Annotated in this window: 13 protein-coding genes; 8 read left to right on the top strand and 5 right to left on the bottom strand. The window is 70.6% G+C overall.

What is annotated here, in order from left to right:
• Positions 1-32: 32 nt before the first annotated feature.
• From ACFFR3_RS27240 to ACFFR3_RS27225, 4 genes are all read left to right on the top strand, one after another.
• Positions 33-1,568, top strand: a complete 1,536-nt coding sequence (locus tag ACFFR3_RS27240; protein ID WP_364363171.1) for a serine/threonine-protein kinase — start codon at positions 33-35, stop codon at positions 1,566-1,568.
• On the top strand, positions 1,565-2,536 hold the full coding sequence (locus ACFFR3_RS27235; protein WP_364363174.1) for an NAD(P)-dependent oxidoreductase: 972 nt from the start codon (positions 1,565-1,567) through the stop codon (positions 2,534-2,536). The genes ACFFR3_RS27240 and ACFFR3_RS27235 overlap by 4 nt, the downstream gene beginning before the upstream one ends.
• Before the next feature lie 203 nt (positions 2,537-2,739).
• Entirely contained in the window at positions 2,740-4,089 is a 1,350-nt protein-coding gene (locus ACFFR3_RS27230; protein WP_345409312.1) for an FAD-binding oxidoreductase, read from the top strand.
• A gap of 4 nt (positions 4,090-4,093) precedes the next feature.
• Positions 4,094-5,353 (top strand): class I SAM-dependent methyltransferase, encoded by a 1,260-nt coding sequence (locus ACFFR3_RS27225; RefSeq protein WP_364363177.1) that lies wholly within the window; start codon positions 4,094-4,096, stop codon positions 5,351-5,353.
• A gap of 77 nt (positions 5,354-5,430) precedes the next feature.
• Here ACFFR3_RS27225 and ACFFR3_RS27220 read toward each other — a convergent pair whose 3' ends face one another.
• From ACFFR3_RS27220 to ACFFR3_RS27205, 4 genes are all read right to left on the bottom strand, one after another.
• On the bottom strand, positions 5,431-5,595 hold the full coding sequence (locus tag ACFFR3_RS27220) for a hypothetical protein (protein ID WP_345387796.1): 165 nt from the start codon (positions 5,593-5,595) through the stop codon (positions 5,431-5,433).
• 118 nt (positions 5,596-5,713) lie between these two features.
• On the bottom strand, positions 5,714-6,994 hold the full coding sequence (locus tag ACFFR3_RS27215; protein WP_364363181.1) for an extracellular catalytic domain type 1 short-chain-length polyhydroxyalkanoate depolymerase: 1,281 nt from the start codon (positions 6,992-6,994) through the stop codon (positions 5,714-5,716).
• A 151-nt stretch (positions 6,995-7,145) separates the two neighbouring features.
• Positions 7,146-8,081, bottom strand: coding sequence for a phosphotransferase (locus ACFFR3_RS27210; protein WP_345387790.1), 936 nt, complete (start codon positions 8,079-8,081; stop codon positions 7,146-7,148).
• 147 nt (positions 8,082-8,228) lie between these two features.
• Positions 8,229-9,767: a long-chain-fatty-acid--CoA ligase gene (locus tag ACFFR3_RS27205; protein WP_364363187.1), complete on the bottom strand. Its 1,539-nt coding sequence runs from the start codon at positions 9,765-9,767 to the stop codon at positions 8,229-8,231.
• A 148-nt stretch (positions 9,768-9,915) separates the two neighbouring features.
• On the opposite strand from ACFFR3_RS27205, the gene ACFFR3_RS27200 reads away from it, so the two are divergent.
• The 4 genes from ACFFR3_RS27200 to ACFFR3_RS27185 all read left to right on the top strand — a co-directional run bounded on the left by ACFFR3_RS27200 (position 9,916) and on the right by ACFFR3_RS27185 (position 14,980).
• The gene (locus tag ACFFR3_RS27200; protein WP_364363190.1) at positions 9,916-11,463 is read left to right on the top strand and encodes a GMC family oxidoreductase; all 1,548 of its coding nucleotides are present in this window, start codon (positions 9,916-9,918) and stop codon (positions 11,461-11,463) included.
• 31 nt (positions 11,464-11,494) lie between these two features.
• Positions 11,495-12,748 carry a cytochrome P450 gene (locus ACFFR3_RS27195; RefSeq protein ID WP_364363193.1) on the top strand — a complete coding sequence of 418 codons (1,254 nt, stop codon included), beginning with the start codon at positions 11,495-11,497 and terminating at the stop codon, positions 12,746-12,748.
• Positions 12,749-12,801: 53 nt separating this feature from the next.
• Positions 12,802-13,641 carry an alpha/beta fold hydrolase gene (locus tag ACFFR3_RS27190; protein WP_379484059.1) on the top strand — a complete coding sequence of 280 codons (840 nt, stop codon included), beginning with the start codon at positions 12,802-12,804 and terminating at the stop codon, positions 13,639-13,641.
• 97 nt (positions 13,642-13,738) lie between these two features.
• A complete protein-coding gene (locus tag ACFFR3_RS27185; protein WP_364363199.1) occupies positions 13,739-14,980 on the top strand; it encodes a cytochrome P450 in 1,242 nt (413 codons plus the stop codon).
• 9 nt (positions 14,981-14,989) lie between these two features.
• Here the strand turns inward: ACFFR3_RS27185 and ACFFR3_RS27180 are convergent, their stop codons facing one another.
• The gene (locus ACFFR3_RS27180; RefSeq protein ID WP_379484058.1) at positions 14,990-16,894 is read right to left on the bottom strand and encodes a hypothetical protein; all 1,905 of its coding nucleotides are present in this window, start codon (positions 16,892-16,894) and stop codon (positions 14,990-14,992) included.
• Positions 16,895-17,103 lie beyond the last annotated feature (209 nt).

Raw genomic sequence — 17,103 nt, 5'->3', positions numbered from 1 at the left:
CAGGCGCACGCGCGCCGCTACAGGGGTAGGACATGGTTTCGGAGAGCAACCGGCTCATCGCAGGGCGCTACCAGTTGCTGCGCGAACTGGGCCGCGGCGGGATGGGCGTGGTCTGGGAAGGCCGCGACACACTGCTCAACCGGCAGGTGGCCATCAAAGAAGTGCTGCTGCCCGACAACCTGTCGCCGGGCGACAAAGAGCGCCAGCTCCTGCGGACCGCCCGCGAGGCCCGTACGGCGGCCAGGCTCAACCACCCCTCCGTCGTCGCGATCTACGACGTCGTCGAGGAGGGCGGCCGGCCCTGGATCGTGATGGAGCTGGTCAGTCACCCGTCGGTGGAGCAGGTCGTGCTCACCACGGGCGCGCTGCCGGTGCGCGAGGCGGCCGATCTCGGCCGGCAGGTGCTGTCGGCGCTGCGGGCCGCCCACGAGGCCGGCATCCTGCACCGCGACGTCAAGCCCAGCAACATCCTGCTGGCCGACGACGGCCGCGCGGTGCTGATGGACTTCGGCATCGCGACCGTCGAGGGCGACGTCTCGCTGACCAGCACCGGCATGGTGACGGGCTCGCCGAGCTTCCTCGCCCCCGAGCGGGTGCGCGCCGAGAACGCGGGCCCCGCGTCCGATTTGTGGTCGCTGGGCGCCACGCTGTACGCCTGCATGGTCGGCCGCTCGCCGTTCGAGCGCGGCGACCCCATGGCCACGCTCAACGCGCTGCTCAGCGAGGAGCCCGACTACCGCCGCATCCCGCCGGTCATGCATCCGATCCTGAAGGGCCTGCTGCGGAAGGAGCCCCAGGACCGGGTGGACGCCGAGGAGGCCGACCGGCTGCTCGCCGCCATCATCGCGGCCAAGCCGGCGGCCACGGACCTCGACCCGCCCGAGCGCAAGGGCCAAGGTCCAGGCCGGGCCCTGCTCGCCGCCGCGGCCACGGTGGTGCTGGTGCTGACGGGTGGCGCGGTCGCGTACTTCAGGACGGCCTCGCCCGCCGAGGGCACGCCCCGCGCGACCGCGCAGCCGGCCGCCGCGACCAAGCCCATCACCCCGACGGCCACGCCCACGGCGACGCCGAGCGCGACGCCGACCCCCACGCCCAGCGCGACCAGGCGGGCGCCGCTGGTGCGGGTGTGGAAGTCCCGTGACGGCTGGGCGATCCTGCGGCCGACCGGCTGGCGGGGCGCGCTCGGCGAGGCGTACACGGAGTGGACGCGCCGCGACCGCAACGCCCACCTCGGCGTGGAGGCCGTCTACGGGCAGCTCGACCCCCACCAGCTCATGCGCGACTCGCAGGAGACGTTCCGGCAGAACGCCCGCACGGTGGTCAACCGGGGGCAGCGCATGGTGAACCACAAGGGCGTCAAGGCCGTGGAGTGGGAGTTCACCTGGATCGCGGGGCAGGACAACGACGCCCCCTGGGTACGACCGGGCGCCCGCTACCACGAGATCCGCCGGGCCGTGGCCACGGACGAGGCCGCGTACGTGCTGTCATGGACGGTCGCCGAGGAGCAGTGGCTGCGTAACAGAGCACTGATGCGACAGGTGATCGGCAGCTTTACTGTGGGGGCATGACCTCCTGGAACCTGCTGGCCCTGCCGCCCCTTCCCGAAGAGTTCGTGCGCGGCCTGCTGGCGCCGCTCGGCGACCGGGTGACCGTCAGGGTGCCCGGCTCGCGCGACCGCGCGGGGCTGCTCGCGGCGCTGCCCGACGCGGAGATCGTGCTCGGCGACTGGACGGGCGCGCTCGTCATGGACGCCGAGGCGGTCAGGGCCGCGCCCCGGCTGGCGTTCGTGCAGCAGCCGTCGGTCGGCGTCGACGGCCATGACCTCGACGCGCTGGCCGCGGCCGGGGTGCCGCTGGCCAACACGCCGGGCGTCAGCGCCGTGGCGGTCGCCGAGTGGTGCCTGGCCGCCACGCTGGCGCTGCTGCGCAAACTGGCCGCGGCCGACGCGGCCGTACGCGCGGGCGAATGGCCGCAGCAGAGCCTGCAGCCCCACGAGCTGCGCGGCCGCCGGGTCGGCGTGGTCGGCTACGGCCCGATCGGCGCCGGCTGCGCCGAGATGTTCCGCGCGCTCGGCTGCGAGGTGTCCTACTGGACCCGCACGCCGCGCTCCGATCCCGGCTTCACCGACCTCGACACGCTCGTGTCCACCTCCGACGTCGTGGTCGTCGTCATCGCGCTGTCCGCGCAGACCCGCGGCCTCGTCGACCCCGGCCGCATGAAGCAGGGCGCGCTGCTGGTCAACGGCGCGCGGGGCGGCGTGGTCGACCAGAAGGCGCTGGTGGCCGCGCTGAGCGAGGGCCGGCTCGGGGGCGCCGCGCTCGACGTGTTCGACGTCGAGCCGCTGCCGGCCGGCGATCCGCTGCGCGACCTGCCGAACGTGCTGCTCTCGCCGCACGTCGCCGGCGTCACCGCCGAATCGACCGGGCGGCTGCTCACCGTCACCCTCGACAACCTCGCCGCCGCCGTCGAGGGCCGCGAGGTGGACGGTGTGCTGAACGGTGTCGAACCGGTGATCTCCCGGAAGTTTGCCCAATAACCTACCAAATAGGCGATCGACCTGGCACGATGAACAGTTTTCGTGTCTTTAACGACCCCGGTCTGTTCCGTTCGGTCGCATGGAGATAACGTGCTACGGACGATCTCTACCAGCTCAAGGGGGTGCTACGTGAACGAGCGACGCGTGCCCGAGGGGCACCGGGCGGTCACGGCACCGACGGAGGAGGGGCCGTGACGACGACGATGTCGACACACCGACGGGCAGTAGAGCAGATCCGGCAGTCCTACGCCGAGATCCCGGGTGACGCCGCTCCCCGGCTGTCCAAGGCCACGTCCAACCTGTTCAGGTTCCGCGACGGCGCCAAGACGGCCAAGCTGTCGGCCCGCGATCTCGACGAGGTCATCAGCGTCGATCCCGAGACGATGACCGCCGAGGTGCAGGGCATGACGACCTACGAGCACCTCGTGGACGCCACGCTGCCGTACGGGCTCATGCCGTACGTCGTGCCGCAGCTCAAGACCATCACGCTGGGCGGCGCCGTGACCGGGCTCGGCATCGAGTCCACCAGCTTCAGGGACGGCCTGCCGCACGAGTCGGTCGAGGAGCTCGAGATCCTCACCGGCGACGGCCGCGTCATCGTGGCCCGCGACGACAACGAGCACCACGAGCTGTTCCGCGCCTTCCCCAACTCCTACGGGACGCTGGGCTACGCGCTGCGCATCCGCATCAAGCTGCGCAAGGTCCAGCCGTACGTGCACCTGACCCACGTCAAGTTCACCGACGCGGGCAAGTGCATGCTGGCCATGCAGGAGATCTGCGACACCATGGTGCACGAGGGCGAGAGCGTCGACTTCGTCGACGGCGTCTTCTTCGGCCCCGGCGAGATGTACATCACGCTCGGCCGCTTCGCCGAACGCGCCCCCTACGTCTCCGACTACACCGGCATGCGGATCTACTACCAGTCGATCCAGCAGCGCAGCCGCGACTGGCTGACCATCCGCGACTACCTGTGGCGCTGGGACACCGACTGGTTCTGGTGCTCGCGGGCGTTCGGCGTGCAGCAGCCGGTCGTGCGCTCGCTCATGCCGCGCCGCTGGATGCGCTCCGACGTCTACCGCCGCCTGGTCGCGCTCGACCGGAAATACGGCCTGACCGCCCGCGTCGACCGGTGGCGCGGCCAGCCCGTGAGCGAATCGGTCATCCAGGATGTCGAGACGCCCGTCGAGCGCGGGGCCGAATTCCTGGAGTTCTTCCACGAGAAGGTGGGCATGACTCCGGTGTGGATGTGCCCGCTGCGCGCAGAGACACGGTGGCCGCTCTACCCGCTCGAGCCGGGCAAGCTCTACGTCAACTTCGGATTCTGGGGAATGGTGCCGCTGCCGCGCGGCCAGTTCGACGGTTACTACAACCGGCTCATCGAGCGTTCCGTACACGATCTCGACGGCCACAAGTCGCTCTACTCGACCTCGTTCTACGTGCGTGAGCAGTTCTGGCAGCTCTACAACGGCGATGCCTATTGGCCGGTCAAGCAGGAATACGACCCCAACGGACGCCTGCTCGACCTGTACGAAAAGTGTGTACGGGGAAGGTGAGTTGATGGCTCTGGCATCCATCTTTGAAAAGATCGTCGGCTCCGATGCGAACATCGCGTTCATGGCCTACGACGGCAGCAAGGCGGGGCCCGACGGCGCCGACCTGGCCCTCGAGGTCAAGTCCCCGATCGCGGTCGCGCACCTGGCCCACGCACCGGGCGAGCTGGGCCTGGCCCGGGCGTACATCTCGGGACACCTCGACGTCCACGGCGACATGTACACGCTGCTGGACCGGATGTGGAACATCACGACCAACGACCTGACGACGTCCGAGAAGATCGCCGCCGTCAAGTCGCTGGGCGTCAAGCCGCTGCTCATGCGGGTGCCGCCGCCCCCGCAGGAGATGCGCCAGAGCGCGCTGGCCAAGCTCGGCTCGCGGCACGCCAAGCAGCGTGACGCGGAGGCCATCCACCACCACTACGACGTCTCCAACCGCTTCTACGAGTGGGTGCTGGGCCCGTCGATGGCCTACACCTGCGCCTGCTTCCCCAGCGAGGACTCCTCGCTCGAAGAGGCCCAGTTCGCGAAGTTCGACCTGGTGGCGCGCAAGCTCGGGCTCCAGCCCGGCATGCGGCTGCTCGACGTCGGCTGCGGCTGGGGCGGCATGGTCATGCACGCCGCCAAGCACTACGGCGTCAAGGGGCTCGGCGTCACGCTGAGCCGCCAGCAGGCCGAGTGGGCCCAGAAGGCCATCGCCGACGCCGGGCTGCAGGACCTCGCCGAGGTCCGCTTCATGGACTACCGCGACGTCAAGGAGTCGGGCTTCGACGCGGTCAGCTCGATCGGCCTGACCGAGCACATCGGCAAGGCCAACGTGCCCGGCTACTTCGAGTTCCTCTACAGCAAGCTCAAGACCGGCGGCCGTCTGCTCAACCACTGCATCACCCGGCCGACCGGCAAGGAGAAGACGTTCAACAAGGGCGGCTTCATCAACCGCTACGTCTTCCCCGACGGTGAGCTCGAGTCGGTGGGCTGGCTCATCAGGCAGATGGAGGACCTCGGCTTCGAGATCCGCCACCAGGAGAACCTGCGCGAGCACTACGCCAAGACGCTGCGCCACTGGTGCGACAACCTCGACGACAACTGGGAGTCCGCGGTCGAGGAGGTCGGCATGGGCACCGCCCGCGTGTGGGCCCTCTACATGGCCGGCTGCATCGTGGGCTTCGAGCGCAACAAGGTGCAGCTGCACCAGGTGCTCGGCGTCAAGCTCGACGAGAACGGCCGCTCCGGCATGCCGCTGCGCCCGTCGCGCGACTGGCCCTGACAGCCGGCGCTGATTCGGTTCATGACACGGCTCCCGAGCCTTCAAAGGCCCGGGAGCCGTGGCGTGTCCCCGTGACGTCAGGAGGAGACGGCGGCCTGCTCGCCCGTCGTCGCCGTGCAGCGGTGCCTGTCCTTCGTGTGCTTCGCGTGCCGTCCCCGGCTCGGAGGATGCTCGTTCTGGGCGTCCTCCTGCGTCTCCTGCGGCTGCTCCTTCGGATTGTGGGGCTTCGCGTGCCTGCCCACGTGCTCGTTCTCCTTCGTTGTCCCCCAACTGCTTAAAGTGACCGTATGGCTACCCTCGGCGCTGGGGCAAGCGGTTACCCGGTAAACGAGGCGTCGTTACCGACAAGCGACCGGTTGCTCAGGAGCAGGCGGCGCCGTTCAGGGTGAATGCGGGGGGTTTGCCGGTGTTGCCGTTGTGGGTGCCCTGGAAGCCGAACGACGCCGAGCCGCCCGGCGCGATCGTCCCGTTGTAGGAGACGTTGCGCGCGCTCACCTGGCCGCCGGCCGGCGTGATCGTGGCGTTCCACGCGGAGGTGACCGTCTGGCCGGCGGGCAGCGCGAAGCCGAGCGTCCACGACGACACCGGCGACTGGCTGGTGTTCGCGATCTTCACCTCGGCGGTGAAGCCGGTGTTCCAGGTGTTCATCGTGTACGTCACCTGGCAGGCGCCCGGGGGCGGGGGAGTGGGCGTGGTCGTCGGGTCCGGGTCCTGGCCGTCGTCCGACAGGCCGAAGAAGTCGATGACCATGGCCGCCATCCCGCCCTGGGGCAGGCTGTGACCGACGCCCTGCAGGCTGATCGCCTCGACGGGGGCCTGCGTGCCGGTGCCGCCGTAGCGGGTCCTGGTCCAGCCGGAGCGCGGCTGGTCGGTCAGGCTCGGGGTCTGGCTCAGGCCGTGGACGTCGGTCCACTGCTTGATCTGCTCCTGGAAGTTGGGGTAGCGCAGCGTGCCGTCCTCGGTGCCGTGCCAGATCTGCATGCGCGGGCGGGGGCCGCTGTAGCCGGGGTAGGCCGCGCGTACGAGGTCGCCCCACTGCTGCGGGGTCCTGCTGATCTGGCCGTTGGCGCAGGCGCTGTTCCAGCTCGACCCGTCGGTGGTGGCGAAGCAGGCGAACGGCACGCCGCTGAACGCCGCCCCGGCCTTGAACACGTCGGGGTAGTCGCCGAGCAGGACGTTGGTCATCATCGCGCCGGACGAGGCGCCGGTGACGAACGTGCGGTCGGGGTCGGTGTCGTAGCGCTGCTGGACGTACCTGACCATGGAGATGATGCCGACCGGGTCGCTGCCGCCGTCGTGCCGCAGCGCCTGTGGCGAGGAGACGTCGAAGCAGGAGCCGCTCCTGGTCGCCGACGGGTAGATGACGACGAACTTGTGCTGGTCGGCGAGCCGGGCGAACTCCGTGCCCGAGTAGAAGGCGGGGCCTGAGCCGGTGCAGTAGTGCACGGCCACCAGCAGCGCGGGGCGGGCGGGGACGCCGTCGGGGACGTACAGATGCATGCGGAGGTTGGTGGGGTTCGTCCCGAATCCGGTCACCTCGGTGAGTTGCGCCGAGGAAGCGGGGGGCGCGGTGATGAGACCGGCGACCACGAGCGCCAGAGCGGCGATCACGGCTCCGGCCAGTCGAGCTTTCAGCTTCATCGAGATCCTCTCGCATCGGCAGCCGAAATATTGCGAGTGTCCACAGAAAATTTCGGCACCGCAATGGGGCTCGTCCGCCGGGCCTGGCGTGGAGGTCGTGAGCTGCCGCGAGAGCCCGGCCGGGCGCGGCCGGGTGTGAAACTTTCGGCGCTCAGCCGTCGTGGGCGAGCAGCTCCAGCGTGCCCTGGAGCCCGCGCCAGGCCACCTCGGCGTCCGGCGTGCGCGCGTGCGGCGCGCGGAACCACTGGACGAACTCGGCCACGTCGTCCAGCGCCCAGCGCAGCCGGTGGAGCCGCAGCAGGCCCTGGTCAGGAGTGTGGCCGGTGGCGTCGGCGTAGCGGGCCAGGTCGTCGCCGGTCTCGGCCACCAGCCACAGGTCGCGCTCCGGGACGGCCATGCCCACGGTGTCCCAGTCGACGAGCAGCAGCCGCCCGCCGGCCCGCAGCAGGTTGCCGGGATGCGGCTCGCCGTGCGTCACCACCGGCTCGCCCGGCCGCTCCGCCAGCCGGTCGAACTCCTCCAGCGCCCCGCGCAACGTCCGCGCGTGGCCGGCGACGAGATCCCGGGCCGGCTCGGAGTAGGGCCCGCCGAGCCACGGCAGCCCGTCATCTCCCCGGCTCAGCCCCTCCAGCAGCGCACGGCCCGCCGGCTGCACGGGGCTGACCGGCGTGGGCAGCGGCGGAGGGGTGCCGTGCAGAGCGGCGAGCACGTCGATGGCGGCCGCCCGCTCGTCCGCGTCCTGCTCGTCGCCGAACTCGCCGGGACGCCCCTCCTCGTACGGGAACACGCTCATCGCGTAGCGACGGTCGAGCCGGCGCAGCGTCGCACCCTCCGCGTCACGCAGCGGCGCCACCACGAACTCCAGCCCCGCCTCGCCGCGCAGCGCCGCCGCCGTGTCGAGCGCCGCCCGCAAGGCGTCGTACGACCGCCGCCGCACGTCGGCCACGGTCACGAACCGATCACCCGCCACCCAGTGAAAGTCCCCGAACCCCACCGGCGCGTAGGTCAGCGCAGGGGCGTCGATCCCCCACGCCTTGAGCGCGGTGCGCAACAGCCCCTCGTCGAAGTCCTCCGGCCGCTCCCGCATGCCCAGCAAGCTACCGGCCCCACGGCCTGGGCTTCACCTGAATAACGGGGTACGCACAGAATGACGATCATGAAGTGGGGGCCGCGTTCAGGGAGGCGGTCCTCGCGCGGAGCGGGCGCCGCCCCCAGGGGCGGCGCCAGCGCGTGGTCAGCGCAGTTCGCGCTTCAAGATCTTGCCGGTGGCGGTCATCGGCAGCGAGTCGCGGAACTCGACGATGCGGGGGTACTTGTACGCCGCCATGTTCTCCTTGCACCAGGCGATCAGCTCGTCCTCGGTGATCGTGGCGTCCGGGGTACGGATGACGTACGCCTTGATCTCCTCGCCGTGCGACTCGTGCGGGACGCCGACGACGGCGGCCAGCGAGACGGCCTCGTGCGTGACGAGCACCTCTTCGAGCTCGCGCGGGTAGACGTTGAAGCCGCCCCGGATGATCATGTCCTTGGCGCGGTCGATGATCGAGTAGTAGCCGTCGGCGTCGCGGGTCGCGATGTCGCCCGTACGGAACCAGCCGTCCCGCATCACCTCGGCCGTCGCCTCGGGCCTGCCGTAGTAGCCCTTCATGATGTTGTGGCCGCGGATGGCGATCTCGCCCGGCCCCTCGCCCTCGACCGTCTTCCAGTCGCCGTCGACCAGCTTCATCTCCACGCCCCAGATGGGGGTGCCGATCGTGCCGGCCTTGGTGGGCCGGCCCGGCTGGTTGAAGCTGGCGACGGGGGCGGTCTCGGACAGGCCGTACCCCTCGAGGATGCCGACGCCGAACGTGCGCTCGAAGTCGTTGAGCACCTCGACGGGCGAGGCCGCGCCGCCCGCGACGGCGACCCGCAGCGAGCGCGGCACCTCCAGCCCCTCGGCGTGGACCTTCGTCAGCATGCCCCAGTACATCGTGGGCACGCCGGCGAAGAAGGTCACGTTCTCCTTCACCATCAGCGCCAGCGCCTCACCCGGCTCGAACCGCGGCATCAGCACGACGGTCGCGCCGCGCAGGAAGCCGGTGTTCATCACCACGGTCTGGCCGAAGGAGTGGAACAGCGGCAGCACCGCCAGGTAGGTGTCGTTGCCCTCCTCGGGCGCGGGGAACATCTTGTCGCTGACCATGGCGTTCATCAGCATGTTCTGGTGGCTGAGCTCGGCGCCCTTGGGCTGGCCGGTGGTGCCGGAGGTGTAGAGGATCACCGCCGTGTCGTCGGGGGCGGTCTGCACGGTCTCGAACTCGGAGGCCATCCCGCCGAGCGCGGCCCAGATCGACTCGCCGTACGGGGACTCCGTGGCGAGCGGGGTCGCGGGCAGCACGAAGAAGTGCTCGCACCCCTCGGACGCCTCGAACCCCGCCTTGCCGCGCTCGCCGAGCGGCAGTTCCGGCGTGCCCTCGAAGCAGAACAGCGCCTTGGCGTCGCTGTCGTCGAGGTGGTACGCGATCTCGCGTGACTGCAGCAGCACGTTGAGCGGCACGACGGTCGCGCCGGCCTTCAGGATGCCGAAGTAGACGAACGGGAAGTACGGCAGGTTCGGGCAGGCCAGCGCGACCTTGTCGCCTTTGGTGATACCGCGCGCCACCAGCAGGTTCGCGACCTGGTTGGCCACTGTGTCGATCATGGAGTACGGCAGCCGCATGTCGCCGAAGACGATCGCGGTGCCGTCGGGGGTGTTCCTGGCGGAGTCCTCCAGGACGATCGACAGGTTGAGCATGACGCCTCCCTATAGAACGGCTTCGCGGTCATCTTCGCAGGGCCGCCATACCGGCTGGTAGGTAGAGCAGGTCACAAGTGGATATGGACGCGTTCCCGAGGCGTGGAGTAAGCAGGGAACACGTTGTCCAGCCCCGTGGAGGAGATCAATGGAGTACGACTATGTCATCGTCGGGGCCGGCTCTGCGGGGTGCGTGCTGGCCAACCGGCTCTCGGAGGATCCGGGGCTGTCCGTGGCGCTGGTCGAGGCGGGGGGCAAGGACGACAAGCTGGAGATCCGCATGCCGGCGGGCTTTCCCAAGCTCTTCAGGACCGGCTACGACTGGAACTTCACCACCGCCAAGCAGAGTGAGATGTCGGGCCGTGAGCTCTATTGGCCGCGCGGCCGGGTGCTGGGCGGCTCGTCCTCGATGAACGCGCAGATGTGGGTGCGCGGCTGCCAGCAGGACTACGACCAATGGGGCATCCCCGGCTGGGCGTACGACGACGTGCTGCCGTACTTCCACCGGGCCGAGCACCGCGTCGGCAGCAACCGCGGCGGCGTCTACGGCACCTCGGGTCCCCTCTACATCTCCGAGCTGCGCAGCCCCAACGTGACGACGGCGGCGTTCCTCGCGGCCTGCGAGGAGCTGGGCATGCCGCGGCTCGCCGAGCTGAACGGCCGTTCCAACGAGGGCTACAGCCCGACCCCCGTCACCCAGAACAGGGGCAGGCGGTGGAGCTCGGCCGACGCCTACCTGCGCCCGGCCGCGAACCGCCCCAACCTGCACGTCGTCACCGACGCCACGGTGACGCGGGTGACGTTCGACGGCAGGCGGGCGACGGGCGTCGAGCACAGCGGCGGCGCTCACATCAAGGCGCGGCTGGAGGTGGTGCTGGCGGCCGGGACCATCGGGTCGCCTTACCTGCTGATGCGCTCGGGCGTCGGCGCGGCCGACGAGCTGCGCGACGCCGGGGTGCCGGTCGTGCACGAGCTGCCCGAGGTCGGCAAGAACCTCCAGGACCACCTCTCGACCGGTGTGTTCGTCGAGTGCCTGCAGCCGGTGACGCTGACCAAGGCCGAGTCGATCCCCAACCTGCTGCGTTACATCGTGCTGCGCTCCGGCATGCTCACCACGAACGTGGGCGAGGCGGTCGCGTTCATCAGGACCTCGGAGGCGGAGCCGGCGCCGGACGTCGAGCTGGTGTTCGCGCCGGTGCCGTTCAAGGACCACGGGCTCACCCCGCCGACCGGGCACGGCCTGACCGTCGGCGTGGTGCTGCTGCAGCCGGAGAGCCGCGGCAGGATCGGGCTGAACGGCCGCGACGTCGTCATCGACCCGGCCTACCTGTCGGCGGAGGCCGATGTCAGGCGGCTGGTCGCGGGGCTGAAGCGGGCCAAGGAGGTGTTCGCGACGGCGGCGATGAAGCCGTACGCGGGCGGGCCGATGGCGCCGTACTGGGGGCCGGAGACCGACGAGGAGCTGGCCCAGTGGGTACGCGAGCGCGGCGAGACCCTCTATCACCCGGTCGGCACCTGCCGGATGGGCGCCGACGACGCCTCGGTGGTGGACCCGGCGCTGCGCGTGCGCGGCGTGGAGGGGCTGCGGGTGGCGGACGTGTCGATCATGCCGACGCTCAACAGGGGCCACACCCACGCCCCCGCGATCATGATCGGGGAGAAGGCCGCGGACCTGATCAGGGGGCACAAGGCTTGACGTAAGTGGTCACTTGCGTAGGCTCGTCGGTATGACGCTGCCCGCGGAGCTCGACCTGTCACAGATTCCGTTCTGGGCCCGCCCGCAGGCCGAGCGCATGGAGGCGTTCCGGCGGCTGCGCGAGCTCGACCGCCCGGTGTTCGTGCCCGAGCAGGCGGTGCCGTTCGTCGGCGGCGGGCCCGGCTACCACGCCCTGGTCCGCCACGCCGACGTGACCGCGGCCAGCCGCGACGCGGCCGTCTTCAGCAGCGAGCCGTGCTCCAACAGCATCCCCGACATGCCGCGCTGGCTGAGCGTCTACTTCGGCTCCATGATCAACATGGACGACCCGCGGCACGCCAGGCTGCGCCGCATCGTCTCGCGGGCGTTCACGCCGCGCGTGCTGGCCAAGATGGAGGAGGACCTCGCGCGGGCCGCCGCCGAGATCGTGGACCAGGCCGTCGCGGAAGGCCCTGGCGACTTCGTCGCCCAGGTGGCCGCCCGCCTCCCGGTACGCGTCATCTGCGACATGATGGGCATCCCCGCGAGCCACCACGACGCGGTGCTGCGGCGTACGAACGTCATCCTCGGCAACGCCGACCCCGAGTACTCAGGCATCGACCCCGGTTTCGGCCGCGTCAAGGTGGCCCGGGGCCTGGCCAAGCTGCTGCGCGCCGGCCACGCGCTCAACCGGCTGGCCGCCCGCCTCGGCGACGAGCGGCGCAGGCGGCCCACGGGCGACCTGGTCAGCCTGCTGGTCAACGGCGACGAGCGGCTCAGCTCGCAGGAGCTGGGCTCGTTCTTCATCCTGCTCGTGGTGGCGGGCAGCGAGACCACCCGCAACGCCATCGCGTACGGGCTGAAGCTCTTCACCGACCACCCGGAGCAGCGCGAGCAGCTGCTGGCCGACTTCGACGGCCGCATCGCGGGCGCGTGCGACGAGATCGTCCGCTACGCGACGCCGGTGATCCAGTTCCGCCGCACGCTGACCCGCGACCACGAGCTGAACGGCACCCCCTACCGCAAGGGCGACAAGGTGCTGCTCTTCTACACCTCGGCCAACCGCGACGAGGCCGTGTTCGAAGACCCCGACGCCTTCGACATCACCCGTGACCCCAACCCCCACGTGGGCTTCGGCGGCCCAGGCCCGCACTACTGCCTGGGGGCGCATCTCGCGCGCAGGGAGATGACCGTGATGTTCCGCGAGCTGTTCACCCGCCTGCCCGCGATCAAGGCGGTGGGCGAGCCCGACTTCCTGCTGTCCAACTTCATCAACGGGGTCAAGCACCTGCGCTACACGTTCTGAGCGAAACGGGGAACCCCGGTCGGGCGAGTGGCGGCGTGCTAGGTTTCGCAGTCATGGAGATCAGGACGATCCACGCCAACGGTGTGGAGTTCGCGTATCTGACACTGGGGGAGGGGCCGCTGGCGCTGTGCCTGCACGGCTTCCCCGACACCGCGCACACCTGGCGGCACCTGATGCCCGCGCTGGCCGAACGCGGCTACCGCGCGGTCGCCCCCTTCATGCGGGGTTACGCGCCCACCGAAGTCCCCGCCGACGCCGCGTACGAGACCGCCGCGCTGGTCGCCGACGTACGCGCGCTGCACGAGGAGCTCGGCGGCGGTGACGACGCCGTCGTCATCGGCCACGACTGGGGCGCCTTCCCCGCCTACGCCACCGCCGGCCGCTTCCGCCGCGCCGTCACGCTCGCCGTGCCGCCGCCCGGCGCGCTCGGCGCCGCCTTCCTGGAGTACGAGCAGCTCAAGCGCTCGTTCTACATCTTCCTCTTCCAGACGCCGCTGGCCGAGCCGGCCGCCGCCGCGCCCGGCTTCTTCGAGAACCTGTGGCACGACTGGTCGCCCGGCTACGACGCGGGCGAGGACCTCGCCTTCCTGCGGCGCAGCATCGGCGAGCCAGCCAACCTGTCGGCCGCCATCGGCTACTACCGCGCCATGCTCGGCACCGTGCCGCCGTCGGGCCGCTACCCGGAGGTCGACAACGGGGTCACCGGCCCCGTCCTCTACCTGCACGGCGCCCAGGACGGCTGCCTGGCGCCCCACCTCGCAAAGGACGCGATCAGCCGGCTGCCCGAAGGGTCGCGGGCCGAGCAGGTGGCCGGCGCCGGGCACTTCCTGCACCTCGAACGTCCGGCCGAGGTCAACCGCCTCATCCTCGACTGGCTCGGCCCCGCCGCCTGACCCGGGCGCGTACGCGGCGGCCTTCGGGCGGGCCGCCGTACGTACGCCGTACGTAAGAACCATTGACGTAAGTGGCCGCTTTTCCCATGATTGCCACATGAGCGTCCTGGACTTCGACCTGTCGGACCGCGACTTCTGGGCCCGGCCCATGAGCGAGCGTGAGGAGGCGTTCGAGCGGCTGCGCCGCATGGAGAGCCCCGCCTTCTTCGAGGAGATGGAGATCTCCTACGCCCCCAAGGGCCCCGGCTACTACGCCCTGGTCAAGCACGCCGACATCCTGGAGGCCAGCCGCAACCCCGAGGTGTTCTGCTCGGGCGACGGAGGCGCGACGAACATCCCCGACATGCCGGCGGAATTCGCCGAGTACTTCGGCTCGATGATCAACATGGACGACCCCCGTCACGCCCGCCTGCGCAGGATCGTCTCGCGCGCCTTCACACCCAAGATGATCAAGCAGTTCGAGGCCGACGTGGAGGCCGCCGCCACGGGCATCGTGGACGACCTGCTGGCCAAGGGCCCCGGCTGCGACTTCGTCACCGAGGTGGCCGCCCGCCTGCCACTGAAGATCATCTGCGACATGATGGGCATCCCCGAGCGCGACTACCAGTACGTCTTCGACCGCTCCAACGTCATCCTCGGCGGCTTCGACCCCGAATACACCGGCGGCGACCTCACCCAGATCGCCGAGCGGCTGCTCACCGCCGGCATGGAGCTCCAGCAGCTCGTCCAGGACCTCGCCGCCCACCGCGCCGAGCACCCGACCGGCGACCTCACCTCGTCACTGGTCAACGCCAACATCGACGGCGAGCGGCTCACCATGCAGGAGCTGGGCTCGTTCTTCATCCTGCTGGTCGTCGCGGGCAACGAGACCACCCGCAACGCCATCTCCCACGGCCTGCACCTGCTCACCACCGACCCCGGCCAGCGCGCCCTGTGGCTGCAGGACGTCGACGGCCGCGCGCCCGGCGCGGTCGAGGAGATCGTCCGGCTCGCCTCCCCGGTGAACTTCATGCGCCGCAAGCTCACCAGGGACTTCGAGATGAACGGCCACCTCTACGAGAAGGGCCGCAAGGTCGTGCTGTTCTACTGGTCGGCCAACCGCGACGCGTCCGTCTTCGACGACCCGCTGCGCTTCGACATCACCCGCCAGCCCAACCCGCACGTCGGCTTCGGCGGCCCCGGCCCGCACTTCTGCCTGGGGGCTCACCTGGCCCGGCGCGAGATCACGGTGATGTTCCGCGAGCTGCTGCGCCGGGTGCCCGGCATCGAGGGCGGCGAGCCCGACCGCCTGCACTCCAGCTTCATCAATGGCATCAAGCACATGGAGTGCCGGTTCTGACGGACGCCGCTAACCGGCGTTGGTGAGCCTGATCTGGTTCATCACCGTACGGATGTCGGGCAGCAGCTGCTTCTTGTCCGCCGGGATCGACATGAAGACGATGGCCGGCACGTCGGCGCCGGTGTTCACGGCCATCGTCACGATCGTCGCCTTCTCCGTGTCGGAGGTCAGCGAGTACGCGATCAGCCGCCCGGTCTGGTCGCCCACCTTGATGGCCTGCTGGGCGACCTTGCGGACCTTGTTGCCGGTGGGGAAGAAACGCTTGCGCGCGTCCAGCACGACCTGCTTGATCACCGGCTCCAGGTTGTCCTGCTCGTAGTAGGACGCCATCTTCTCCTGCAGCGGGCCCGCCATGAGCACGGCGTACCGCTCGGGCGCGACCTGCACGTACTGGCGGTGCATGAAGTTGTACGTGCCCTTGATGGTGACGGCCGGACGCTGGTCGAGCTGCCACTCGCCGCCCAGGCGCGGCACGGAGATGCCGGCGTTGGCGACCGGCAGCCGGCCGGTGACGGCGGAGGCCTTGCCCGGGTAGCGCGGCAGCGGGCCGATCGAGGTGGCGGTCTTGGTGGCCGTCGGCTTCTCCGACGCGCTGGCCGTCGCCGCCGCCTCACCGGCGCTCGCCGCGTCGTCGGGGGCCAGCGGGCCCCACAGGAACGCCCACAGCAGCGCCGCGACCAGCGCCACCGCGACGGAGCCGCCGAGCGCGTAGACCCAGACCGGCTTGCCGGAGCCCTCGTCTAGGTCGTCCTGCTCGCCCATGGCCTGGTAGTTGTCGCCGAAGACGGTGTTCCAGAGCTCCTGCTGGCGCTCGGGCGGCGGCGTGCGCGACCCGCTGATCTGGCCCGCGGTGACGAACCGGTGCTCCGGGTCGGACGGGTCGCGGCTCAGCTGGGAACCGGGGCGGTTGGACTGGTCTTCGGCGGGGGGTGCGCCGGTGTGTGTGGAATCCATGGAGGTGGAGGGGACCGCGCGATCGTTGAGGAGGTTCTCGGTGTGCTGGGCGTAGGTGACCGTACGCTCGTCGGCCGGGTGACCCTGGCTTTGTGGCTGAATCGGGGGCTGGTCGTGAGGGGGACTTTGCTGCTGCGGGGGCGGCGGCATGTCCTGCCGGGGGGTGCTCTGGTTGCCGTACATGACCGTGCGTTCCGCCGGCGGCGTGCTCGCCTGCGGGTCGGCGGGCGGCCATGGGGCGGGGTTGGACAGGTTGGACCAGGCGCCGGGCGTCGGGGTGGGCGGCAGCGCCCACGCGGGCACGGGGTCGGCGGGCTGACCGGGCTGCTGGCCGTGCTGCCGGCCGGGCCCCTGGTTGGGCGCCTGGTTGGGCGCCTGGTTGGGCGCTTGCCCAGGGGGCGGGGCGCCCTTCGAGGAGACCTCGGGCCAGGCGCCGGGGCCCGCGGCGCTCTGCGGCGGCGGCGTCGCGTCGGGCCACGACATCGGCACGTCCTGCGAGTTCGACTCGGGCCAGGAGGAGATGGGCCCGTTCTGCGGGGACGACTCCGGCCATCCGGCGCCGCCCGGCTGCCCGGCCCGCGACTGCTCCGGCCACGACGGCTCTGCGCCGTGCGGGCCGCTGTTATGAGCGCCACTGTTATGAGCGCCACCGTTGTGCGGGGCACTGTTATAGGCGCCCGGGTCGCTGTTGTAGGGACCGGGGTCGCTGTTGTACGAGCCCGCGTCGCGCGGGCCGCTGTTGTAGGCGGCGGCGTCGGGGCGGGCGGGGGCCTGGCGGGCGGCGCCGGGCGGCTCGGGCCACGAGGGGTCCTTGCGCGGCGGCTCGGGCCAGGACGGCTCGGGCGCCTGACGGGGCGGCTCTGGCCAGGATGTGGGAGCGTCGGCGGCGGGCGCCTCGGGCCAGGAGTGGGGCGCGGGTGGCGTCTCGCGCCGTGGCGGTTCGGGCCAGGACGAGGGCATATGAGGTCCGGAGTTCTCCGTTGCCATTGCCGCCGGTCCTCCCGAGGTTGTGTCCGGATGTCCCGTTATATCCGGATTTGACGTTCCACGCATGATCTCATGGGATTTTCCAGGAGACCCAGGTGATTCCGCAGCGAAACGAGCGAAGCCATGCGGATCGGTCGGCGGATCCTGCAGCGGCAGGTCGTCCTCCGGTCGATCTGGCTCAG

Source organism: Nonomuraea salmonea (genome assembly GCF_042428605.1).
GTDB lineage: Bacteria > Actinomycetota > Actinomycetes > Streptosporangiales > Streptosporangiaceae > Nonomuraea > Nonomuraea salmonea.
The sequence above is the reverse complement of the archived record's forward strand: the minus strand, read 5'-3'. Positions and strand labels throughout refer to the sequence as shown.